Source organism: Mycobacterium simiae, assembly GCF_010727605.1.
GTDB lineage: Bacteria > Actinomycetota > Actinomycetes > Mycobacteriales > Mycobacteriaceae > Mycobacterium > Mycobacterium simiae.
This window is the reverse complement of record NZ_AP022568.1, coordinates 5,110,750-5,132,428: the sequence shown is the minus strand read 5'-3', so window position 1 is coordinate 5,132,428 and position 21,679 is coordinate 5,110,750. Positions and strand designations below refer to the sequence as shown.

Sequence of the window (21,679 nt, the reverse complement as noted above, 5' to 3'; positions counted from 1 at the left end):
CTCAAGCGCATCTTCCCAGTTCCCAACGCAGTTGCGCCTCCGACGGAGACTGCACCGGGATGAACGCCGCCTCACGGTAGCGTCGGCTGGCCGGCGTCCGGCTGGCATATCCCTTGCCGCCGGCGGTACGGATCTCCAAATCAGCGCTGGCGCTGGATAATTCGGCAGCGGCAAGGCGCAGCGACAGCAACTCCTTTTTGGTCGGCGATGTGGTGCCCCCGACAGCGGCGGACAACTGCGCCAGCGTCGCCTGCGCCCCGGCGAGCTTCGCCGCGACCGCATCGACCTCGGCGGCGAAGACCGCGTTCACTCCCTGCAGCGCGAGCCTGCTCTGATCCAGCGCGGTGCGGGTGAGGCCCAGGCACATCGCGGACTGTAGGACGAGAAACGTCGGACGCACCGTCTGCAGAAAGGTGTCGAAGTCCGCGGACAGCACCTGGTCCGCACCGATGTATGCGTCGTTCAGCTTCAGATACGACGAAGCGGTACTCCCCATGGCGAGCAGATCGAAGTGATCGCCGATGACGACGCCCGCGGTGTCCAACGGCAGCGCCACGATTAGTCTCTCGCCGCTGTCGGTGCGCGCCGCCGTCACCATCGTCGAGTCCGGATACAGGTTGCTGGCCCACCGCAGCGATCCGGTCAACCGGTATCCGCCGCCGGCGCGTACCGCGGTGAGCTCCAGGCTGCCGCAGCCGGCCGCCTCCTTGAACGCCGAGGCCATGCCGGTGACCCCGAGCGCGGTCCCGGCGAGCAGCGGTTGGGCCGCCGCGAGAGCGAATGGCGTTGCGGCCGTGAGCAGATACTCCACCGCCATCCGGTGCGCCCACACCGAGAATCCCGTGCTCATACATTCGCCCGAGATCTGGCCGATGATCTCAGCCATCCGCGGGAGCCTCCCGTCGCGGTTGCCCGGGGCGCCCAGGCCGAGCAGTCCGGCGGCGCCGAGTCGAGGAAAACTGCGCCGGGAGGTGTCCCGCCCGCGGTCCAACGCGTCCGCATGGGTGCGGATGTCGGCCAGCAGTTCCGGATCAAGCCCTACGCATGCGGCGTCCACGGTCGCGGCCACGACAGTGCCCCCTGTTCGTGTCTTGTCATCTGTCGTCACCGAACCCGCCGTCCGCACTAGCCGATGGACAGGGTCGAGTCGACGCTCGCCGGACGGCGGAACGTGTTCACCACGGGCGACCAGGCGATGGCGTTGTCGTGGATTTCCTTGAGTGTCGCGTCGTCGGCATCACCGGCCAGCGTCACCTTGCAGCGGACCGCGGTGAATCCGAGCACCTTGCCGTCCGGGGTGTCACCGACTCCCCACACCGCGGAAATGTCGATGTCGCCCTCCATCTCGACCTCGATTTTGGTGAGCGTCACGCCGCGGTGGGTGGCATTGGCCAGCAGGCCGACCGATATGCAGGACCCCAACGCCGCTAGGGCCGTTTCGGAGGGATTGGGCGCCGAGTCGTCGCCGAGCAGGGCCGGTGGCTCCCCGACGAGCATCGGTGCGAGGTCGCGCACGTAGGTCATGTTGCGGAATCCCGCCTCGCACACCGTCGTGGCCTTCAGGGTCTTCTTGCCAGTGGCGGGATTTTCCTTGGCATTACAGGACAGCCGGTCGAGCCCTTCCGCGTCGATGACGAGCGCGTCGGTCATGAACTTCCTCCGTTTCTCGCTGAATTTGATCCTCACCGGGTTAGTGCTCGCCCGACGCCCCCGCGTGACGGTGGACCGGATTGGGTGACCAAGTCGACCCCCCAGATCGCTTGCCTGAAACGAGGCGTGCGACGGTCGTCCGCCATGGGTGGGTCGGGTTTGCTCAGCCGAACAGCTTTTGCCCGATGTAGTGGCCGTCCGCTGGCGCAGGGGGCACCGCGAAGATTGCTGAGCCGATGTGTCGGATGTACTCGTTGAGCAGATCGTTGGCGCCGAGCCGGTTTTGCAGACGAATAAAATCTTGCGGATCTTTTTGATACGAGATGAACAGCAGTCCCGCGTTGAGTTGGCCGTTGGGGTCCAGGCCGTCGGTGTAGTTGTAGGACCGGCGCCGGATCATGATGCCGTCGTTGTTTTCCCGGGCGGCCAGCGCGACGTGCGACAGCGGGTCGATCAGTGGTTTGCCGTCGGCGCCGGTGGCGGCGAAGTTCGGGGTGTCGAATTCGGACTTACCGCTCAGCGGTGCACCGTCCTGCTTGGCGCGGCCGAAGATCTTCTGCTGGTTGCCGATCCGGTCGACGTCCCACGTCTCGAGCAGCATCCGGATTTTGCGCACCACCTGATAGGTCCCGCCGTTCATCCAGGGCTGGTCGGTGTCGGTGACCCAGACGAACCGCTCGTACTCGGCCTGGCTGCTGACGTTACGGGTACCGTCCTTGAACCCCAACAGGTTTCGCGGCGTCTGCTGACCGGGGCCGGCGGAGGCCCGGCCGAAGCCCAGCACCGCCCAGTACGGTGACACGACGTCGCGGCCGAGGCGGGCGAGGTTGCGCACCGCGTGGTAGCAGACCTGCGGGTCGTCGGCGCAGGCCTGGACCGACAGGTCACCGCCATGCAGCCGCGGATCCAGGTTGTCGCCGTTGAGCGGTGGCAGGTCGGTAAATACCGCGGGTCGTCGGGCGGCCAACCCGAACCGCTCGCCGAACAGTGCCGGTCCCAAACCGATCGTGACGGTCAGACTCGCCGGGCTCAGTCCGTACGCCTCGCCGGTATCGCTGGGCGGCTGCACGTCGACTTGCGGCGCAACGGCGCCGACCGGCTTGCCCTGCTGCAGCACGGCAATCGCGGCCGACCATCGCGCCAGCAACGCCTGCAGCTCGGCGCGGGTGGCGCCGGCAGCCAGCGAGAACGACATGAACACGGCGTAACGCTGTGGCAGGGTGGCGATTCCACCCTGGTGCAGCTGGCCGTAGAACGGATAGCTGCGGCGCAGGTCGACGTTGTCGTCCTCGCCGTGGTGATCGGCCGCCAGGGCGTGGCCGGCCAACCCGCCGCCGATGGCACCGGCCGCGGTCCCGGTGAGGCCGGCCACCAGCGCGCCGCCGAGCATGCGCCGGCGCGACACCGAGGCACCGTCGGGTTCGTCGGGTTTGTCGGGTTCGTTGGCAGCCATAGTCAGTTGGCAGACACTACTTTTTGAGCGACCGTGGATAGGCTCTGGTGCAGTGGCTGAATCACTGCGGTCAGTTTCGGCGCATCGCTGGCTTGCAGCGCCGGCGTGTAGGTCCGGTAGCCGCCCAGCGCCGACGGATCGCGGTAGCCGTCCAAAACACCAAGCACCGCACGGAATTGCTGATCGATCTGATCGACCAGGCTGGCGTCGATTTTGGACAGGCCCGGGCGCAACGCGGCATAGGCCTGTTGCGCACCTTCGACATTCCCGGAGAAGTCGACCAGATCGATGTGACTGAAAGCCTCCTCCTCACCGGTGATCTTGGTGTTCTGTACCTCTTCGATCAGATCGCTAGCGCCGTTGGCCAGGTCCTCGGGCTTGTACTGTAGGCCGGCTACCACGTTGTTCAGTTTGCCGACGTTGCCGACCAATTCGGTGCTCAGGGCCTTGGTTTGGGACGTAATGGCACCGCCCTGCCACAGGTCCCGTTCGATGGCGTGGAAGCCCTTCCACCCGACCTTCGCGTCGACGGGCGTGGAGGCGCGCATGTCGATCAGATAGTCCAGGCTGCCCGCATTGTCGCCGACAGCGAAGCCGGGCAGCACGAAGCCCTCCACCGTGGATTCCGCGCGTTCATAGAACATTCGGGCCTTGGCGTAAGCGGCCTTGGCGGCGTCGAGGTTCCCCGACTGGATCGCCGCATCGAGTGCCTGCACGCCGCCATTGAGCTGAGCGATCTGATTGACGATGTAGGCCGCGTAATCCTTGGTGCCCTGGCCGAGGATGCTCGCGATGGTGCCCGTCGGCCCGGCCGGTGCCTGACCCGTCACCGTCAGGACTTGGTACTCGGTGCTCGCTCCGGGGCAATACAGTTGGTACGCACCGCCGTCGAGCGTGATGGTGAAGGACACCGGGTCCAAGCCGGGCGCCAGGTTCTCCTTCTCACCGACGATGCGCTGATCTTTGAGCAATTCCATTTCGGTGATGCTCGGCGCGCTGGCATTGACCACCGTGAACGTCACCGGGCCGGCCGGCACGCTGCTCACGTCCAGCGTGCACTCGTCCTTTCCCCCGGCGTTTGCCATGGTCACCCTGACCTGCCCGGTCAAGTCATTCTTGGGCGCGCTCGAGCCGCCGCCGTTCGGATGGCCGCACGCCGTCGCCGCGAACACCGTAGTTGCAGTCAAAAGCATTGCTGACAACCATGTTTCATGAAACCGGTACGCGACTCGAACGATGCGACTCACCATCGACCGATTTCCCTTCATCCCGTTGTTTGCTGCTGATGCGCACCGAGGCTATCGCCGACCACGCGGACGCGAACGCGAAGCCCGCTAGTACCAGCGGCAGCCACACATGCCAAAGCTGACGATCGCCGCGATTGCGGGCACCCGCAACGATGTTGGCCACCGTCGTGCGGTCTTCGGGACCAGACGTCGTCCAGTCGGTCGGCAACCCACCGAGACTGACCGTCTTCGCACCGGTCAATCCCCCGCCGGTCAGCAGTGCCGTGCGATTGCTCGTCGCTTGCGCGCTCACCACCGAATCACCATGTACGAGAACGGTATATACGGTGGTCGTTGCCCATTGTCCCAGGAACGGCCCGGGGGTACGGCCGGGCGCGAGACCGACCGGCAGCCGCCCGCCCGTCATGCTCCGCAACTGATCCAGCGTGACGTCCGGCGCACCGTCGGCCCCGGCGGCTTCGGGTGCCTGCCACCGTTGCACGGGCAAGCCGTTGACGATCTGGTCGCCGGCCGGCGCAAGCGGGATGCAATGGACGGTCGGGCTGCCGTCCTCGGAGACGACCAGCGTGCGTCCGCGCGGCTCGACGTTCAGCCACACCCGGGCAGTGTGGCCGGCCTGGTCGGTCACGGTGCGCGCGTGCGGACTGGGCGGGGTGCTGGCGGCGGAACCCGCGATCGTCAGCATCGCCGCGACGATGATCAGCACCGCCGACGTCGCGACGAGCAGTCGGCACCGGGTTCGGGGCGCCGCGGCAAGACCCGGTGGCCACAGAAAGATGATGAGCACGGGCAGTGCATACAACAGCCAGCCCAACACCTCGATCAAGCGGGGATCGGTCGGTATGCCGAACACCCCGGCCAGCAGTGCACCCAGGACGGACTGCCTCGGTATCCAGGTCGAGAAGTCGAGCAGTTGTTGCTGGCCGAGCGTCACCCAGCCGGCTTCATGCGCGGTACGCAAAGCGCCCAGCACGAGTCCGGCGGCGATCAGCACCAAAAACACGCCGGTGATCCGGAAGAAGCGGCCCAGGTTGAGTTTCAGCCCGCCGAAGTACAGACCGATCCCCACCGCGGTCGACGCTCCGATACCCATCGCGCCGCCCAGCACGGCGAACCATCGGTTGCCGTGCGAGGTCTGGGCGGCGGCCAGCAGGAACACCGAGGTCTCGAATCCTTCTTTGAGGACGGCGAGGAACGCCATCGCGACCAGCGCCAGCGCGCCGCCACGATTCAGGGCCTGTTGCGCCTCCCGCTCGAGTTCGCCCTTCAGTCGGCCAGCATTGCGATTCATCCAGACGATCATCGAGGTCACGAACGCCACGGCGAGGGCATTGATGACCGTCTCCATCATTTCCTGCTGCACTTGCGGCAAGGCCGCCGAGAACAGATCCAGCCCGACGCCCACCGCGATGCTGATCAGCACTGCCAGGGCCACGCCGACGAACATGGGCAGAGGCGATCGACCGTTCCTGGTGAGAAACGCGGCGACAATGCTCACGATCAGCGTTGCCTCTAGGCCTTCTCGCAGCCCGATGAGGAACGTGCCAAAGAAAACGCCGAATACGCCGTTCATGCATCCGATTCCTGTCCCGCCACCGGGAACGTCGACTTAGCCTAACCTAAGTTCGTGGCCTGGCCGCCGAGTCGGAGGCCGCCTGTCACAGCTACCGCCGTTGTGCCGTCATAGATCTCATGAACTTCGTCCTCTATCGTGTGTGTCTTCTGGCCCTGAGTCTGCTGACGCTGGTCCATCTCTCGAATCGGACGCTACGGCAGGCCACGGCCGCGAGCTGGACGGTGTTCAACGACCCGGCTCCGTCACGAAGTCGATGAGCTCTTCCACTTTGCTGATCAACGCCGGTTCCAGGTCGTTCCAGTCGCGCACCCGGGAGCGGATGCGCCGCCACGCCCGGGCGATGTCGGCCTGGTCGGCGTGCGGCAAACCCAGGGCCCGGCAGGCACCGTGTTTCCACTCCACGTGTCGCGGCACATCGGGCCAGGCCGTCAGGCCGAGCCGGTGTGGCTTCACCGCCTGCCAGATGTCCACATAGGGATGACCGACCACCAAGGTGTCCGGGCCGCCGGGACCCCGCCGCACGGCCTTGGCGATCCGCGCCTCCTTCGAACCCGCGACCAGGTGATCGACCAGCACCCCGAGGCGGCGGCCGGGACCTGGGGCGAACTCTGCCACGATGCCCACCAAATCGTCCACGCCACCAAGATGTTCGACGACGACACCCTCGATACGCAGATCCTCGCCCCACACCTGCGCGATGAGTTCCGCGTCGTGGCGCCCTTCGACATAGATGCGGCTGGCCCGCGCGACCCGGGCCCGTCCGCCCGGCACGGCGACGGAACCCGAAGCCGTCCGCGTCGCCGGCGCCGGAACCGCGCGCCGCGGTGCGGTCAGGATCACCGGTCGCCCGTCCAGCAGGTACCCGGGCCCCAGCGGAAACCCGCGAACATGGCCATGGCGGTCTTCCAGGTCGACGCGACCGTACTCGACGCGGACCACGGCACCGACGTACCCGGTTTGCGCGTCCTCGACGACCAGACCCAATTCGGCAGGGTGCTCGGTCGAGCGCGGCTTGCGCCGGCCGGCGGCCAAAACATCGGTTCCGTAGCGATCCATCACCCGCGCCATCCTAGGAACGATTGCGGCCAAACAGGGTCAGGGCGCGCCCGGCCGAACGGCGCTAGTAAACCGAAAAGATCGGCCCGATTTGCGTAAGGACGGCGTTGCCGCCGCGGGGCCCACGATTTCATCGCTGTTAGCGTTTCAGCAACACTTGAGTCGCTTCGGATAATGGGGTGAAAAGATGGGAACATCTGCGTTGCTGGCGCGCACTGTCGCGTTTCTGCGCGAGGGTTGCCCACCCGAGATGCCGGCCACCGGCTATGTGCCGTTGGCGGCGCTGCTGCCCCGACGTATCTGCGATGACGAAATTGCGGACATCACAAGCGAATTCACCCAGGCGAAGGCCTAGTCCTGCGCTCGCGGGACACCGCAGGCCGTGAGGTAGGCCGGGTAGTCCCACCCGGCCAGAAACTCCTGGGCCGCCTGCAGTCCGCGGTCATACAGCGCGTCACGCTGCTGCGCGGTGATGTCGAAGTCGATGGGGCTCACATCCTCGGCCGGCACGAAGATGGTGCGTCGGACCGTGCATGGATCGTCGATGTAGGCGTTGTCCTGATTGCTCACCAGCGTCTCGATTGCCGCCAGCCCCAACGAAACCGGCCCATGCACCGGGTGGGTCGGCGGGATTCCCGGCCGCGCCGACAGCCGGATACCAAAGGTCGGCCAGCGCGGCTCGGTCCGGTCGAACAGCGCCACCGGAAAACTCGACAGCAGGCCGCCGTCCACCCAAGTGGCGCCGGCCACCCGCACCGGCTCGAACACATACGGGATCGCCGCCGAGGCGTGCACCGCCCGCGCCACCGGGAAGTCGTCCGGGTCCAGGCCGTAGGAGTCGAGGTCCCACGGAATCCGCACCAGCCTACGGCGGGACAGATCACTGGCGGTGACGACCAGCGACCATTCGAACTGTTCGGGTTCCTCGCCGGTGCGCAGATCACCGAATGTTCGCACGCCGAGATCGGCCAGCAGCCCGGCCAGCAGCCGTTCGAGGTAGTCCCCGCGGTAAACGCCCTCCGACAACAGCAGTGACAGACCCCCACCCACCAGCGGAACATGCCCAATCAAGGTGCGGTCCAGAAACTTTCGATAGTCGATCGACCGCATGATCTCCGCGAGCCGGGACATCGGTTCGCCGGCCGCCTGCAGCGCGGCCACCAGCGACGCGACGATCGCGCCGGCGCTGGTACCGGCGACGCGCGGGAATTCATAGCCCGCCGCGGCCAGCGCGTCGACAGCCCCGACCAGGCCAATACCTCGGACTCCGCCGCCCTGGAATACCAAGTCCGCCCGCGACGTACTCATCGCATTCGCTCCCCCTCGACGTCGAAGAAATGCAAATGTCCGGGTTCGGGGTGCAGCCGCACCCGGCTGCCCTTCTGCGGCGGATTGCGGCCGTCGGCGCGGGCAACGACATGTTTGTCGCTTGCCTTGGCCGAGTCGGTGATCCGCCCGTACAGGTAGGCATCCGCACCGAGCTCTTCGACGACGTCGATCTCCATCTCGACGCCCATCCCACCCAGCTCGAAATGCTCGGGACGCACCCCGACCACGACATGACTCGCGCCGTTGGCCAGCTCCCGGGGTAGCCGGATGGGCCAATCACCCAGCGAGACAGTGCAATCGACGACCTCTAGTGTGAACAGGTTCATGGCCGGAGATCCGATGAACCCGGCGACAAAGACGTTGGCGGGGTTGCGGTAGAGCTCGCGTGGCGCCGCGAATTGCTGCAGCACACCGTCGCGCAACACGGCCACGCGGTCCCCCATCGTCATCGCCTCAACCTGGTCATGGGTGACATACACGGTCGTGGTCCCGAGCCGGCGCTGCAACGCGGCGATCTGATTGCGCGTTTGTACACGCAGTTTGGCGTCGAGGTTGGACAGCGGCTCGTCCATCAGAAAAACCTGCGGGCGACGCACGATTGCACGGCCCATCGCCACCCGCTGCCGTTGGCCACCGGAAAGGTCTTTGGGCTTGCGATGCAAATATGGCTCCAGATCCAGCAATCTGGCCGCATCCAGCACCCGTTGCTGGATGTCGGTCTTCGAAGCCTTCGCGATCTTCAGGGCGAAACCCATGTTCTGGGCGACCGTCATGTGCGGGTAGAGGGCGTAGTTCTGGAACACCATCGCCACGTCACGATCTTTGGGATCGAGGCTGGTTACGTCGCGCTCCCCGATACGGATGCAGCCCTCATCCAGCGTTTCCAGCCCGGCCACCATGCGCAGCGACGTGGTCTTGCCGCACCCCGATGGCCCGACCAGCACGACAAACTCGCCGTCGGCGACCGACAAGTCGAGGCCATCCAGCGCCGGACGGTCCGCGCCGGGGTACCGCCGCGTTGCCCGTTCCCAACTGACTGAAGCCACGTTCACCCACCCAGCCCGCTCACGGCGATGCCGCGGACGAAGGAACGTTGTGCGACCGCGTACATGATGACCAGCGGCACCATGATGAGCATCGAGGCGGCCATGATCACCGGCCAGCGGGCCACGTACTCGCCACGCAGCCGCACCAATCCGAGGGTCAGCGTGGCCAGGCTGTTGCGTTGCAGCATCAGCAGCGGCCACAGAAAGTCATTCCAGACGTTGACCCAGGTGAGCACTGCGAGCACCATCACGGCGGGGCGCGCATGCGGCAGCAGAATCCGCCAGTAAATCTGCCACGGCGAGCAGCCGTCGAGGATTGCGGCTTCCTCGAGATCGCCGGGCAGCGTCTGGAAGAACTGCCGCATCAGGTAGGTGCCGAACGCGCTGCCAAACAGGCCGGGCACGATCATCGACCACGGCGTGTCCACCCAGCCCACCGTTCGCATCAAGATGAACTGGGGGATCACCGTCACCGTCAGCGGCACCATCAGCGTCCCCAGGTACAACACGAACAGCGTGTCACGCCCCCGGAACTGCAGGCGAGCGAAGGCATATCCGGCTAGCGAGCAAAAGAAGACCTGCCCGGCGGTGACCGCCCCGGCGTACAGCACGGTGTTGAAAAACATTCGCCAGAACGGCATCACCCGGAACACCTCGGCGTAGTTGGACCATTGCGGGTGAGCGGGCAGCAGCCGGGGCTCGCTGATCTCGCCCTCCCTCTTCAACGACCCGGACACCGCCCAGGCGACCGGGAACAGCCAGCACCATGCGATTGCGATCAGTGCCGCGTACACCGGGACGGTCCGAACCACCGTGCGCTTGAACACTCCCTCAACCAAGGCCACGAGACGCCTCCCATGATCGCCGATGCGACAGCCGCATCTGCAGCAGCGTTAATACCAGCAAGATGGCGAACATCACCCAGGCCAGGGCGGATGCATACCCGAATTCCAAGAACGAGAAGGCGTGCTGAAACAGCATGATACCCAGCACGTAGGTCGACGTCTCAGGGCCACCGTTGGCGCCATTGAGCACGTACACCACGTCGAATGCCTGGAACGCGTGGATGATTGAGATGACGACGACAAACGACACCGACCCACGGATCAGCGGCACCGTGATCGACAGGAACTGTCGGATCTCGCCCGCGCCGTCGATTTTGGCGGCCTCGTACACCGTTTCGGGCACTCCTTGCATTGCGGCCAACAAGATGACGGTGGCGAACGGCACGCTTCGCCACACCGCGACCACGCACAGCGACGCCATCGCCCAATTGGGATCCACCAGCCACGGCACCGGACCCATTCCGATCCAGCCGAGCATGATGTTTAACAGTCCGTTGTCGGTGTTGAAAACGAACTGCCACACCACCGCCATCACCACGGACGAAATGGCCAGCGGCATGAAGACGATGGTCCGAACGATGCTGATGCCCTTGACTTTCCGGTTCAACACGGCGGCGACGGCGAGACTGATGACGACGGTGGGTATGACCGTTCCGAGCGTGAACACAACCGTGTTGCGGATGGCGATGAGGAACAACGGGTCCGAGGTGAAGAGATCCTCGAAGTTCTTCAGGCCCACGAACTTTGGCGGCCGAAATACATCCCACTGCTGAAAACTCATGTACAGCGAGAACCCGAGCGGGAACAACATGAACACCGTGACCGCGGCCAGGTTCGGTGCGACGAACAACCGTCCCGCCCAGGCGCGCCGCCGCGATGGATATGGCCCCTTGGGGCGTCGTTTCGCGGGGCGTGACGCGAGCCCGACGGCTCTGTTGGCTGATGTCATGGGTTACGCAGCACCTCGTCGACGGCGGCGGACAATCCATCCAGCGACGTCGCGGGCCGGGCGCCGCGCAGGACGGGGCCCATGTTGCGGTCCATCAAGGCGACGATCTTTTCCCATGCCGGGGTGACCGGAAGCCCCTGTGAACGCCACGGACCGTCGGTGAGGATGCGCAGATTGTTCAGTCGGCGATGCGACGCGGCGAATCCGTCCGAGCCAAGCGCGGATCGCAGCACCGGGACGAACAGGGATGTCTCAGCGGTCACTGCCTGCCCGACGGGGCCGGTCGCGAATTTGACGAATTCCCATGCCTGCTCCTTGCGTCGGCTGCTCGCGGAGATGGCGAGCCCGGTGGTGCCGACATTCGAGCAGGCGGCATGTCCTCTCGGCAGCGCTGGGCCCACGGGCAGGGACGCGACGTCGAAATCCAGACCCGGCGGCCGGATGAACGTCTGGTATCGCCAGTGGCCGCCGAGCGCCATCGCGGCCTTGCCGGTGGCGAACAGGTCGGGCGTCGACATCGACTGCACCTCGGAGGCGTCCGGTGCGGCCTTCAGCTTGTTGGCGAGATCGGCGTAGAACTGCACGGCCTCGATGTACGCCGGGTCGTCGAAGTTGAAATGAGTGGGATTCTTCTGTGGCGTGGACCAGCAGACACCGTTGTTCATGGCGAACAACCCGGCCGAATAGTAGGACACCCAGGTATTGACGAAGCCCCACTGCGTAACCCTCCCGGAGCGATCGCGGTGGGTGAGGGCGGTTGCGGCATCCGCGAATTGCGCGAAACTCCAAGGGTTTTCCCACGACGCCGGCGGCGCCGGCACGCCGGCCTTGGCGAAGAGTTCTTTGTTGTAGGTCAGATAGTTTCCGGACCATTGCTCCGGCAGGGAGAACTGGCCGCCGTCGTAGTTGAAGGTGTCGTAGAGCGCCGCGATGCTGTCGGATTTCAGCTGCGCGGCAAATGCCGTGTCCTGGGTAAGCATGGTGTTCAGATCCAGCAGCACCCCGCGGGCGGCGAGTTCGGCGTAGGTCAGGTCCCAAGTCATCAGCACGTCCGGGCACTTACCGCCGGCGCAGAACGTCGACAGCTGCTGCATCACGCCGGGGCCGGACAGCACCGGACGGATCTTGATGCCGGGATGCTGACGCTGAAATTCGTGGACGACGCGCATCCGCGCGGCGGCCTCGTCGGGGTTGGCAGCGAAGAAGAATGTCAGGGCGTCGTCGTCATGCGCACAGCCGCTCGCCCAGGGCGCCACGGCGGCAGCGGCGAGCACTCCGGCACCCCGCATCAGGTTGCGCCGTGCGAACGGCTGGTCGAGCATCCGGCTCCCGTTTTCACCCAGTGGCCGGCACCCCCGCCGGCCTTGTCCCATGTCCTTGGTACCTGATGAGGCCGGCGCGTGCCGGACACGGCAGTGTCAGCACCGCCCGGCGCAAACGGTCCGGATCGGCGGTGATGTCGATTGCCCTAATGCGGTCGTCGGCCCCGATTTCGATCTGCAACAGGATCTGCGCGCGTCCGCGCGGCGCGATCGCGATGCCGGGCGCGCCGTCGATCAGCACCACGGCGCCGGTCCGCGCACGCCGAGCAAATCGACGGGTCTCCTCGGCAACGGCCCGGGCTCCATCCAACTCCGTGGGCACGTCCGCCAGACCGAGCACCGGGTCGACGCGGCGCACCACACCGGGGGCCAACAAGTCGAGCAACGCCTCGTGCGCGGTGATCGTGGTGAACCAGGCGGTCAGGTTGACGACGTCACCGACTCCGTCGGCGCTGCTGGCTTTCAGCCACGCGGACGGCACCGCGTCGTCGGCATCGGCGAGCGTGCCCAGCAGCCGAAAAGCCACCGCACGCACATGCTGCCGGTCGGCCTCGCACCGCGCCGCCAGCTCCGCGAGGTCGGGCCGATGTTCGGTTGCGTTCATGGCGTCACCTTTTGTGCATGGCAGTCGTCAAGAAGATGACCGCATCGATTGTGCGCCGCGGCACGCGACACAGCTATGCGGCTCGCCGATGCGGAAAATTCCTGCACCGCAACGGAATGAGCGAAGGAAAGGACTCGATTCGCATGCACACCGCATATCTTGTGATCACGCTGATCACCGCAATCAGCATTGCCGGGGTCGCCCTCCCCGACTTCATCCCAGCCCAGTTCGTCCTGGCGAACTCCGCCGAAGTGGGAGTGCCGCGGTCTTGGTTACCAGCGCTGGGAGCGGCCAAGCTCGCCGGGGCGGTGGGACTGCTCGCCGGACTGGTGGGCCTACCCGAGCTGGCGTTCGCGGCCGCGGCCGGTTTGGTGCTGTTCTTCGTCGGCGCGGTCGTGACTCACCTCAGGGCGCGGGTCTTGCACAACATCGCCTTCCCGGGCGCATTTTTGTGCTTGTCCGCGGCGTCGCTTGCGATGCTGATCGCCGTGGGCTACTAGCTGGTCATGCGGGTTTTGACGGCCTCGTCCTGCTTCTTGGCGACGTCGAGCACGAAGTCCTGGGGAGCGTTGTCGTTGGGCGCGCTGTCGAATTCGAGGTCGACGACCACCTTGCCCTCGGAGAACACCACGTAGGTCACGGCTTTGGTGTTGTCCGGCGAGGGACCGACGACGATGACACCGTTCGTGCCGACTTCGAACGGCTGCGGCGTGCCGGTGACGTATTTGCTCAGCGCGGGGGGACGGTTCTTGGCTTCCTCAGCCGCCGAAGCCGCGTCGGTGAAGACCACCAGGAGGTCGGTGATGGTGTGGGTTTTGGAGTTGTTGCTGAAGGTCACCGCCACCCCGGCCACACCGCCGGGATTCTGTTGCGGCGGGCCCAAGGTCGTGTCGGCGCCGATATCCTCGGCCGAGATCAGCAGGTTGGAGTAGTCGGCCAACGGCGCCGAGCCGGAAGGCGACGCGCTCGATGGCGACGACGAGGTAACCGAACTCGACGCCGTCGCGGAGCTCGATGTCGATGACGACGACGTGGACGAGGATTTCTCGTCTTTGCCGCAGCCCGCTGTCACAGTCAACAGGGCGGTGATCGCTACTCCGACGCCCACGTTTCGCACCACGCTCATCGTTTGCCTCCGTTCCTTGACAGCTATTTCTACGGCACCGATCATGTCCACGGCAATAGATGCGCCATGGTGTGCTGACGGCGGCGACAGCGGTCGTGACCTGCGCCCTCGCCGTCGGCTCCGGGGCGGAACCGAAGTCGGACGCGGAATCAGGCAGGGAAATAGCGAATGTGGTTGATCGCTTTGCTTTGCCGGGCCAGCTCGGCGAACATGATGCCCCGCCCGCTACGTGAATCCAGTGAGATGGCCACCTCGGTGCCGGCGCCGATCATCGTGATCCAGCGCGCGCCGCCGAGTTGGTCTGCGAGTTCGTCAACTTCCAACCGCTCGTTATCACCCAAAGTGATTGTCGCAGAAGGTGTTAACGTGTCCGCGGCCGCTGAGATGGCACCGCCGGCAATGGTCCGCAGGAAGGTATCGAGCAGCTTTTTGTGCCGTGCGCCGGGCCGGCGAAAGCCGCGCAGGAACCCCGCGGTGCCGGCTAGCCCCTGATGGCTCAGCAGATCTCGCGACAACTGCAGGGCGGGCAATGTCGCGCCCGGCCCGGTACGCAGGAACCGCAGCATCATGGCCGGCAGCTCCCAATACGCCCGCAGCTGAGCAATCTGCCAGGCACCGTTCGTTTCTCGAAGGTCGTAGCGCAGAACCGCGGGGATGTACATCGTGACGAGAGATCCCATCGACACCTCCAGCTCGAGGTCGCGCAACACCACGGTGTCGAAGACGATATCGAGACCACGATGGAAAGTGATTTTGCGCGGACCGATGAAGGTGTCGTAGAAGTCTTCGATCTGGACCCGGCCCAGGTGCGGCCGGGATCCCACCGGGTCTTCGATGCGGCCGTCGTCGGTGAACAAACTCACCCAAGCGGCGCGATCGTGTGCCGCCGCCGCCTGCGGCGACCGCTCCACGGCCGCCAGCAGTGCTTCGTGACTCGGTGCGGCCATCAGAGCAGCCGCACCAATTCGACTCCGGCACTTCTCATTTCGGCTAGCGCTTGGTCGGCCGAATCCGGTGCCACCGGGGCCGTCAGATTGACCAGTACCCGGGTGGCCAAACCATGCCGGGCCGCATCCTCGGCCGTTCGCCGCACGCACTGGTCGGTGGCGATGCCGACGACGTCGACTTCGTCAACGCCGCGCTGGCGCAACCACTGCAAAAGCGACGCGCCGGTGTCGTCGGTGCCCTCAAAGCCGCTGTAGGCCGCCGAGTAGGCACCCTTGCGGAACACCGCCTCGATCCGGCTGGTGTCGAGTTCGGGCCGAAAGTCCGCGCCGGCAGTCCCGGCAATACAGTGCGGCGGCCAGGACGACGAAAAATCAGGGTGATCCGAGAAATGATCGCCGGGGTCGATGTGGAAATCCTTAGTGGCCACGACATGCTGATATCCCGGCTCGTCGGCTAGATAGTCGCTGATCGCGCCGGCCACCGCGACACCCCCGGCCACGGCCAGCGAGCCACCCGCGCAGAAGTCGTTTTGCACGTCGACGATGATCAGCGCCCGCACGGGCTCCACCATATCCCCGTCAACTGCGACGATGGCCGGCGGTTTGTTTGCGGACCCGTCGGGTAATCCCCGTGCCATGTTGATCCGCAGAATCGCGCGGCCGCTGCTGTCGGTTGCATTTATCGGCCAAGGTGTTGAATCCCTGCTCAATCCCAAATCAGCGGCGCAAGCCGCAGCCCCTGCGGTCGACGGGCTGCAGGCATTGCCGGATCCGGTGGCTCGAAGCATTCCGAACGACCCACAGACATTCGCGCAAATCACCGCCGCCGTTCAGATCGGTGGCGGGCTGCTGCTCGCCACGGGTAAATTGCCTCGCCTCGCGTCGGCGGTGCTGGCCGTCACCGTACTGCCCGCCAACTTCGGCAGCTACTCCTTTTGGACCGAGACCAATCCCGAGCGCAAGGCCGCGTTGCGTCGGGAGTTCCTCAAAGACCTGAGCTTGGTCGGCGGCCTGCTAATCGCGGCGGCCGACACGGCGGGCAAGCCGTCGCTGGGCTGGCGCAGCCGCCGCGCGGCCGAGCGGCTCTCGGAGCGGGTCTCCTCGGCGCTGCCCGGGTCGGACGACGCCGACCTCGGCGAGCTGAGCGAGCGGATCGCGCACGGTCTGCAGATCGGCGCCGAACGCGGCCGGGAGTTGGCCAGCACGGCGGCCGAACGCAGCGCGCCCTACGCGGAGGCCGCGCTGGACCGGGGGCGTGAGTGGGCCAACATCGCGGCCGAACGCAGCGCCCCCTACGCCGAAGTCGCCCTCGACCGAGGCCGCGAACTGGCCAGCGCTGCCGCCGAGCGAAGCGCTCCGCTGGCAAAGAAGGCCCGCAAGCGCGGCGAAAAGTTCGCCGACGAGCTGGCCGAGAAGGCCGAGAAGGCCCGCAAGCGCAGCGAGAAACTGGCCGACGAGGCCGCCGACCGGGCCGCGCCGCTGGCCAAGAAGGCCCGCAAGCGCAGCGAGAAGTTGGCCCGCAAGGCGCGCGATCGCGGCGAGGAGCTGGCCGATACCGCCCGAGCCCACGGTAACCAGCTGGCCGGCGCCGCCCGCGAACGCGTGGGTGGTCAGGTCAAAAGCCCGCGCGCCAAGCTGCCCTTCTGATTTCCGGCTGATCGGCTAGCCGCCCAGGTAACGGTCGACGATGGTGTCGACGTCGTCTCGGATGTCGACGGCGACACCGGGCTCGTCGGCCTGCAGCGGCTCCAGCGAGTCGAATTGTGATTCCAGCAGTGCCGCCGGCATGAAATGGCCGGACCGGGTCGCCAGCCGGGCGTTGATCTCCTGCAGTGATCCGGTGAGATGCAGGAATTTGACGGTCGGGCAGTGTGACCGCAGCTGATCGCGGTAGGCGCGTTTGAGCGCCGAACAGCTCATCACACCGCCGTCCCGGTGCTCGGCCAGCCACTGCCCGACTCGCTCTAGCCACGGGCGGCGGTCGTCGTCGGTCAAGGGTTCACCGGCACTCATCTTGGCGATGTTGGCCCGCGGATGCAGGTTGTCTGCGTCCATGAATGGCACCCGCAAGCGTTGTGCCAGAACGGAACCCACCGTCGTCTTACCAGACCCGGAGACGCCCATCACCACGACGGGCGCAGCGCTGGCACCCGTGGCGCGTGGCGCCACGCTCAGGCCCGTGGTGTGCGGTTGCGATTCCATTCCATCCAGCCGACGCCGGTGCGGCCGTCCTTGGTGTCGATGCGCACCCAGGCGCGTGCGAATTCGCTGATCTGTCCGTCGGGACCGGTCAGCACGACCGGCGCGTGGCCGCGGATGTCGATATCGCCGGCGACCTCGCCGGGTTCCAGGCTCAAGGTCATGTTCAGCGGTAATCCGTTGGCGCCGAAGGCGCGCGGATTGCGCACCGTGTGAAGTTCGGTCACCTGGCCGGAATCCTGAACGTAGCCGATACCCACCGGCCCAACGTTCGGAATGTCGATGTCCAGAGCGTGCAGGTGGGTGCCGTCCTCGAGGTGCAGCGCGCTCCACATCCAGTCCATGCTCCACCAGTCCCGCACACCCCACGAGTGGTCGCGTTGTCCGGGAACGGCGTCGAGCCGGTAGCTTTTGTCGCCAACGGTGACAGTGCCCGTTACCGTGCAAGGGATTTCATAGCGTGTAGTGACCCGGTACTGATAGGGCATGCCGTCGGTGGTCCACAGCAGGTTCATCGTCAGGCCGATCGGCGTGCCCGATTCGCCGCGCAACAACGCCGACGGGTCCGAGTAGGCCTGGCCTTGTGCCCGCACGTCGAGCCGATAGGTGCGCAACGGTTCGGTGGCGCGGTGGCCGATGTCGAAGGCGTCCGTGCGTATCACCCACGGATCGGCGGGCGACGGGACCTGGTAGTCCAGGACGGCGACGGTCGACAGGTCGGGCCCGCATACCAACACCTGAACCCATGCGACCCGCTGGTTGGCGACTAGACCGATGCGAAACCAGCCGCCGAAACCGTGTGCCGCGTCGACGAAGTCGGCATACCAGCTTTCGCTCCACAGCGGTTCGTCGGTCGGCGCATGTACGGCTTCGTCGTCGGGGCAGGGCCGCAGCGGCTCCGGCGCAATCGGATCGGGTAGCGTCGTCAGCGCGTCGGTGTCGAGAACATGTTTGCAATGTCGTTGCAGCAGCGTCATGAACATGCGATCACCCCGCTCCGTGCGCTCCACCAGCATCGACGAAACGATCGCCATCATGACGCCGAAAAAGCTCTGTCGGCGGACGCCTTCGGCGACCTCACCCAGCGCGAGAGGTGCATCCGGTCCCAGCGCGCCGTGGTAGGCGCGCAGCAACGCGTCGTAGTGGGCCCGCCGGTCTGCCGCAGGCAGGGCGCAGCCTAAAAAATACGCGAGATCGGTCAGAGCCGGGCCCCAGGAGACGGTCTGCCAATCCACCACCGTCAGCGGCCGATCGGCGCCCTGGGCGCCGAACAACAGATTGTCCATCCGATAGTCGCCGTGAACCAGGCCCCGCACCCCGCCGCGCTCCGCCTCGGCGGCCTGGTAGGCATCAAACGCGCCCACCAGACGGTCACACACCATCCGGTGTGCGGGTGCGATCCGATCGCCGTAGCGGTCGAGAAAGCCGGCGTAGAGCCCCGCGATCATCGACTGGTTCAGCGGCGCTTCCCGGTTCAGCCACGGCGCCTCGGCCAGCGCCGCGTCCCCCAGCAACGGGCCATGCAGGGTACCGAGCTCAACCACGGCGAGCAGCGCCTGTTCGATTGTGGCACCGGCAATTTCGTCGCCCACCACCGCCGGACCGGCGTCACCAAGCAGCAGGTCGAACATCCCCGTCGAGGTGTCGACCGCCGCGTGGTAGCAGGGTGCGATCGGTCCGCCCAGGCGCGGGGCGACGTCGCCATAGAAGCGGACTTCCCGCTCATAGAGACCCAGCGCCAATCCGGTTTGCCGGCTGACCGGGTCGCTGGCCGCGACCTTCAACACCACCGACTCGGGTCCCGTGGCCCCGTCCGCGTAACGGAGTCGGACGCGGTAGCACTCACTCATCTGGCCGGTGCCGATGCGCTCGACGTCGAAGCCCACGACCTCGCCGGCGCCGAGCACGTCGGTCAACCACGACGCCGTGAGATCACTGGTTCGTTCGACGGGCTTGGTCTGCATTGACGTCCTTCGCCGATTGTTCGCTGACGGTTTCTGCGCGCCAAGCCAGCGTGCCAGGTCATTGGGCCAATGAGAAGCCCGCCCACGCCAACCGGCGATGCGGGTGCGGATCGAACTCGATACGGCTCTTGCGGTCGAAGACCAGCACGGCGCGGTCGTCGTGGGTGTAGACCGGCCAGTCGTCGCCCGGCACCCCGGTACGGCTGAACGCCCGCCAGCGCCGCTGCACGTCGTTGCTGACCTTGAGCGCGGCGCGCTGATCCGCGGCGGCGGTCAACAACGAGCCCAGCCGGGTGCGATAGAAATCGAACACGGCCAGCAGCTCGGTCGCGTGCGTGGCGCCCAAACCCGACCAGCGCAGCATCCGCGGCGCGTAGTCGTAGCGGTACAGGTAGGTCGGTGCGTGGCTGCTGTGCGCCTCGGCGATTTGCCAGGCAGCCGAGCTGAAGGCGAAGTCACCGCCCAGCTGGATGCACGCCGAGGAGGATGGATAATCGGGGTAGGCGCCGGTAATACGTTCACGCGCAGCGGGTTCCACGTCGGCCAGCAACTCTTCGATCATGTTCTGGTTGGTCGGCAGCATCCGCAGGAAGCGGGTGAACAGCCGACCTTCTTCAGCGTTGGTGCCCACGATAAGCGGAACCCGTTGGGCCCGGGCGGATTCCATCGCCTCGACGGGGTCGACCGGCAGCACATCGTCACCGATGACCGGGCCGATCGGAAAGGCTCCCAACCGGTTTTCCATGCCCTGATCGATCAGCCGGTGCTGGGTCTGTACCAGTTGAGTCGCGGACGCCTGCAGCAGCGCGTCGGCGGCGGCACCGGGCCGGGCGCCGAGCAGGGTGGCGAAGCGCGTCGCGAACTGGGCCGCAATCTCTTTGGAACGCACCAGACCCGACGCGGGGCTTTCGGAGATGGCCCGGGCGAACAGGCCAGCGGCGGCCGGCACGGCCAGCAGCGTCGCGGTGATGCACGCGCCCGCACTCTCGCCGAAGATGGTGACGTTGCCGGGATCTCCACCGAACCCGGCGATGTTGTCGCGGATCCACTGCAGCGCCAGCACCAGGTCGCGTAGATAGAGGTTGCTGTCGATGGTGACGTCCGGAGTCGACAGGGACGACAGGTCAAGGCATCCCAGCGCGCCGAGGCGGTAGTTGACCGATACGTACACGCAGCCGCGGCGCGCCAGTGCCGCGCCGTCATAGAGCGGCGTGGCCGAACTGCCCATGATGTAGCCGCCACCATGGATGAAGACCATGACCGGCAGCGGCTCGCCGTGCCCGGCTTCCGGTGTGACGACGTTGAGGGTGAGGCAGTCCTCCCCCATGCTCTGGTACTTACCCAGACCGAGCACGGTGTAGCGCCGCTGTTGCGGCGCGCAGTTGGTGAAACCGTGGCAGTGCCGCACGCCCGCCCAGGGCACGGCCGGTTGCGGAGCCCGCAATCGGAGCCGGCCAACGGGTGGCCGCGCGTACGGGATGGAGCGCCAGCGGTTGACGCCATCACGCGTGAAGCCTTCGACGGTGCCATTTGTGGTGCGTGCGCGGATAGTGCGCTCGTGCATATGCCGACGGTAGCCGACACTACGTATGTAGGGCGCGCGGAGCGGCGAAACGCCGGGCGCGCCGGTTAGCCTGTCGGCATGCGGATGGCCGCGCTGCTCGCGCTCCCGGTGCTGGTGGCCGCCTGCTCGCACACCGGTGGTGGCCAATCGGCGCAGACATCGAACCCGACCACCACTCTGTCGGGTTCCTCCCCGATGGCCACGGCCGCGCCGGGTGGTAAACCCCCGGCGGCACCGGCGCCCCCCGCGGCGGGCGCACCCATCTCGGACGTCATCGCGTGGATCGAGGCAGGTCGGCCCGCCGACCCGGACGGGTACCACAGCGTCACCCGCGAGGGCGTCACGACGCCGCTGGGCAGCGACATCGCGTTCACGGTGGCGAGCGCCCCGCCCGGTCGCCCCGTCGTGTGCACGACCGATTCCAAGCACACCGGTGACACGTTGACCTGTCTGGTCGACCTGGCTGATCCCCCACCCCGTCCCGACACCGCCTACGGCGAATGGAAGGGCGGTTGGGTGGACTTCGACGGCATGAAGCTCCAGGTGGGGGCCGCTCGCGGCGATCCCGGTCCGTTCGTCAACGGCGACGGACCCGAATTGGCAAGCGGAACCACACTGTCCTACGACGACTACCGCTGCCGCGCCGACCAGGCCGGCCTGTACTGCGTGAATTACGCCCACCAGTCGGCGGTACGGTTCAGCAGCACCGGGATCCAGCAGTTCGGCTGCCTGCGGCCGGTGCCGCCGCCAGACGGTGTCGGCATCTCATTCAGCTGCTGAGGCTCGGACGACCATTAGGAGC

Annotated in this window: 22 protein-coding genes; 4 read left to right on the top strand and 18 right to left on the bottom strand. The window is 66.3% G+C overall.

Annotated elements, in window-relative coordinates; all coding sequences use genetic code 11:
• Position 1: 1 nt before the first annotated feature.
• From G6N33_RS23915 to G6N33_RS23890, 6 genes are all read right to left on the bottom strand, one after another.
• The gene (locus tag G6N33_RS23915; RefSeq protein WP_044511889.1) at positions 2-1,069 is read right to left on the bottom strand and encodes an acyl-CoA dehydrogenase family protein; all 1,068 of its coding nucleotides are present in this window, start codon (positions 1,067-1,069) and stop codon (positions 2-4) included.
• 56 nt (positions 1,070-1,125) lie between these two features.
• Positions 1,126-1,650, bottom strand: a complete 525-nt coding sequence (locus G6N33_RS23910; RefSeq protein ID WP_044506316.1) for an OsmC family protein — start codon at positions 1,648-1,650, stop codon at positions 1,126-1,128.
• 163 nt (positions 1,651-1,813) lie between these two features.
• Positions 1,814-3,103: an iron uptake transporter deferrochelatase/peroxidase subunit gene (gene efeB, locus G6N33_RS23905; RefSeq protein WP_044506318.1), complete on the bottom strand. Its 1,290-nt coding sequence runs from the start codon at positions 3,101-3,103 to the stop codon at positions 1,814-1,816.
• A gap of 2 nt (positions 3,104-3,105) precedes the next feature.
• The gene (gene efeO, locus G6N33_RS23900) at positions 3,106-4,296 is read right to left on the bottom strand and encodes an iron uptake system protein EfeO (protein ID WP_231382415.1); all 1,191 of its coding nucleotides are present in this window, start codon (positions 4,294-4,296) and stop codon (positions 3,106-3,108) included.
• A gap of 16 nt (positions 4,297-4,312) precedes the next feature.
• A complete protein-coding gene (efeU, locus tag G6N33_RS23895; RefSeq protein ID WP_044506320.1) occupies positions 4,313-5,923 on the bottom strand; it encodes an iron uptake transporter permease EfeU in 1,611 nt (536 codons plus the stop codon).
• Positions 5,924-6,151: 228 nt separating this feature from the next.
• Entirely contained in the window at positions 6,152-6,985 is an 834-nt protein-coding gene (locus tag G6N33_RS23890; protein ID WP_044511892.1) for a DUF3097 domain-containing protein, read from the bottom strand.
• Between the two features lie 184 nt (positions 6,986-7,169).
• On the opposite strand from G6N33_RS23890, the gene G6N33_RS23885 reads away from it, so the two are divergent.
• Entirely contained in the window at positions 7,170-7,337 is a 168-nt protein-coding gene (locus tag G6N33_RS23885; RefSeq protein WP_081661976.1) for a DUF3349 domain-containing protein, read from the top strand.
• Here the strand turns inward: G6N33_RS23885 and G6N33_RS23880 are convergent.
• The 6 genes from G6N33_RS23880 to G6N33_RS23855 are packed head-to-tail and all read right to left on the bottom strand — an operon-like array spanning position 7,334 to position 13,077.
• On the bottom strand, positions 7,334-8,290 hold the full coding sequence (locus tag G6N33_RS23880; protein ID WP_044506322.1) for a patatin-like phospholipase family protein: 957 nt from the start codon (positions 8,288-8,290) through the stop codon (positions 7,334-7,336). The two genes, G6N33_RS23885 and G6N33_RS23880, sit on opposite strands and share 4 nt — an antisense overlap.
• Positions 8,287-9,357: an ABC transporter ATP-binding protein gene (locus G6N33_RS23875; RefSeq protein ID WP_044511894.1), complete on the bottom strand. Its 1,071-nt coding sequence runs from the start codon at positions 9,355-9,357 to the stop codon at positions 8,287-8,289. The genes G6N33_RS23880 and G6N33_RS23875 overlap by 4 nt, the downstream gene beginning before the upstream one ends.
• Before the next feature lie 2 nt (positions 9,358-9,359).
• Positions 9,360-10,202: a carbohydrate ABC transporter permease gene (locus tag G6N33_RS23870; protein WP_044506324.1), complete on the bottom strand. Its 843-nt coding sequence runs from the start codon at positions 10,200-10,202 to the stop codon at positions 9,360-9,362.
• Positions 10,189-11,151, bottom strand: coding sequence for a carbohydrate ABC transporter permease (locus G6N33_RS23865; protein ID WP_044506325.1), 963 nt, complete (start codon positions 11,149-11,151; stop codon positions 10,189-10,191). The genes G6N33_RS23870 and G6N33_RS23865 overlap by 14 nt, the downstream gene beginning before the upstream one ends.
• Entirely contained in the window at positions 11,148-12,473 is a 1,326-nt protein-coding gene (locus tag G6N33_RS23860) for an ABC transporter substrate-binding protein (RefSeq protein WP_044506326.1), read from the bottom strand. Before G6N33_RS23860 ends, G6N33_RS23865 begins: the two co-directional genes overlap by 4 nt.
• Before the next feature lie 13 nt (positions 12,474-12,486).
• Positions 12,487-13,077 carry a sigma factor gene (locus G6N33_RS23855; protein WP_044506328.1) on the bottom strand — a complete coding sequence of 197 codons (591 nt, stop codon included), beginning with the start codon at positions 13,075-13,077 and terminating at the stop codon, positions 12,487-12,489.
• A gap of 143 nt (positions 13,078-13,220) precedes the next feature.
• Between G6N33_RS23855 and G6N33_RS23850 the strand changes: the two genes are divergently transcribed.
• Entirely contained in the window at positions 13,221-13,577 is a 357-nt protein-coding gene (locus G6N33_RS23850; protein WP_044511896.1) for a DoxX family protein, read from the top strand.
• Here G6N33_RS23850 and G6N33_RS23845 read toward each other — a convergent pair.
• From G6N33_RS23845 to pncA, 3 genes are all read right to left on the bottom strand, one after another.
• A complete protein-coding gene (locus G6N33_RS23845) occupies positions 13,574-14,203 on the bottom strand; it encodes a hypothetical protein (protein ID WP_044511898.1) in 630 nt (209 codons plus the stop codon). The genes G6N33_RS23850 and G6N33_RS23845 overlap by 4 nt on opposite strands.
• Before the next feature lie 149 nt (positions 14,204-14,352).
• Positions 14,353-15,150 carry a nuclear transport factor 2 family protein gene (locus G6N33_RS23840; RefSeq protein WP_101528492.1) on the bottom strand — a complete coding sequence of 266 codons (798 nt, stop codon included), beginning with the start codon at positions 15,148-15,150 and terminating at the stop codon, positions 14,353-14,355.
• Positions 15,150-15,710: a pyrazinamidase PncA gene (gene pncA, locus G6N33_RS23835; RefSeq protein ID WP_101528500.1), complete on the bottom strand. Its 561-nt coding sequence runs from the start codon at positions 15,708-15,710 to the stop codon at positions 15,150-15,152. Before pncA ends, G6N33_RS23840 begins: the two co-directional genes overlap by 1 nt.
• A 76-nt stretch (positions 15,711-15,786) precedes the next feature.
• Between pncA and G6N33_RS23830 the strand changes: the two genes are divergently transcribed.
• Entirely contained in the window at positions 15,787-16,797 is a 1,011-nt protein-coding gene (locus G6N33_RS23830) for a DoxX family protein (RefSeq protein ID WP_044511900.1), read from the top strand.
• A gap of 15 nt (positions 16,798-16,812) precedes the next feature.
• On the opposite strand, the gene G6N33_RS23825 is transcribed toward G6N33_RS23830, so the two are convergent.
• From G6N33_RS23825 to G6N33_RS23815, 3 genes are read right to left on the bottom strand one after another with little or no spacing between them, the layout of a single operon-like run.
• A complete protein-coding gene (locus G6N33_RS23825; protein WP_044506334.1) occupies positions 16,813-17,352 on the bottom strand; it encodes a gluconokinase in 540 nt (179 codons plus the stop codon).
• The gene (locus tag G6N33_RS23820; protein ID WP_044506335.1) at positions 17,322-19,313 is read right to left on the bottom strand and encodes a DUF7064 domain-containing protein; all 1,992 of its coding nucleotides are present in this window, start codon (positions 19,311-19,313) and stop codon (positions 17,322-17,324) included. Before G6N33_RS23820 ends, G6N33_RS23825 begins: the two co-directional genes overlap by 31 nt.
• A gap of 58 nt (positions 19,314-19,371) precedes the next feature.
• Positions 19,372-20,877, bottom strand: a complete 1,506-nt coding sequence (locus G6N33_RS23815; protein WP_101528491.1) for a carboxylesterase/lipase family protein — start codon at positions 20,875-20,877, stop codon at positions 19,372-19,374.
• A 78-nt stretch (positions 20,878-20,955) separates the two neighbouring features.
• On the opposite strand from G6N33_RS23815, the gene G6N33_RS23810 reads away from it, so the two are divergent.
• Positions 20,956-21,657: a hypothetical protein gene (locus G6N33_RS23810; RefSeq protein WP_101528490.1), complete on the top strand. Its 702-nt coding sequence runs from the start codon at positions 20,956-20,958 to the stop codon at positions 21,655-21,657.
• Positions 21,658-21,679 lie beyond the last annotated feature (22 nt).

Excerpts from the sequence above, each read along its gene's own strand:
- G6N33_RS23910 (WP_044506316.1), bottom strand. The coding sequence starts at position 1,650 with ATGACCGACGCGCTCGTCATCGACGCGGAAGGGCTCGACCGGCTGTCC.
- efeB (WP_044506318.1), bottom strand. The coding sequence starts at position 3,103 with ATGGCTGCCAACGAACCCGACAAACCCGACGAACCCGACGGTGCCTCG.
- efeO (WP_231382415.1), bottom strand. The coding sequence starts at position 4,296 with ATGCTTTTGACTGCAACTACGGTGTTCGCGGCGACGGCGTGCGGCCAT.
- efeU (WP_044506320.1), bottom strand. The coding sequence starts at position 5,923 with ATGAACGGCGTATTCGGCGTTTTCTTTGGCACGTTCCTCATCGGGCTG.
- G6N33_RS23885 (WP_081661976.1), top strand. The coding sequence starts at position 7,170 with ATGGGAACATCTGCGTTGCTGGCGCGCACTGTCGCGTTTCTGCGCGAG.
- G6N33_RS23880 (WP_044506322.1), bottom strand. The coding sequence starts at position 8,290 with ATGAGTACGTCGCGGGCGGACTTGGTATTCCAGGGCGGCGGAGTCCGA.
- G6N33_RS23865 (WP_044506325.1), bottom strand. The coding sequence starts at position 11,151 with ATGACATCAGCCAACAGAGCCGTCGGGCTCGCGTCACGCCCCGCGAAA.
- G6N33_RS23860 (WP_044506326.1), bottom strand. The coding sequence starts at position 12,473 with ATGCTCGACCAGCCGTTCGCACGGCGCAACCTGATGCGGGGTGCCGGA.
- G6N33_RS23855 (WP_044506328.1), bottom strand. The coding sequence starts at position 13,077 with ATGAACGCAACCGAACATCGGCCCGACCTCGCGGAGCTGGCGGCGCGG.
- G6N33_RS23850 (WP_044511896.1), top strand. The coding sequence starts at position 13,221 with ATGCACACCGCATATCTTGTGATCACGCTGATCACCGCAATCAGCATT.
- G6N33_RS23845 (WP_044511898.1), bottom strand. The coding sequence starts at position 14,203 with ATGAGCGTGGTGCGAAACGTGGGCGTCGGAGTAGCGATCACCGCCCTG.
- G6N33_RS23840 (WP_101528492.1), bottom strand. The coding sequence starts at position 15,150 with ATGGCCGCACCGAGTCACGAAGCACTGCTGGCGGCCGTGGAGCGGTCG.
- G6N33_RS23830 (WP_044511900.1), top strand. The coding sequence starts at position 15,787 with ATGTTGATCCGCAGAATCGCGCGGCCGCTGCTGTCGGTTGCATTTATC.
- G6N33_RS23825 (WP_044506334.1), bottom strand. The coding sequence starts at position 17,352 with ATGGAATCGCAACCGCACACCACGGGCCTGAGCGTGGCGCCACGCGCC.
- G6N33_RS23820 (WP_044506335.1), bottom strand. The coding sequence starts at position 19,313 with ATGCAGACCAAGCCCGTCGAACGAACCAGTGATCTCACGGCGTCGTGG.
- G6N33_RS23815 (WP_101528491.1), bottom strand. The coding sequence starts at position 20,877 with ATGCACGAGCGCACTATCCGCGCACGCACCACAAATGGCACCGTCGAA.
- G6N33_RS23810 (WP_101528490.1), top strand. The coding sequence starts at position 20,956 with ATGCGGATGGCCGCGCTGCTCGCGCTCCCGGTGCTGGTGGCCGCCTGC.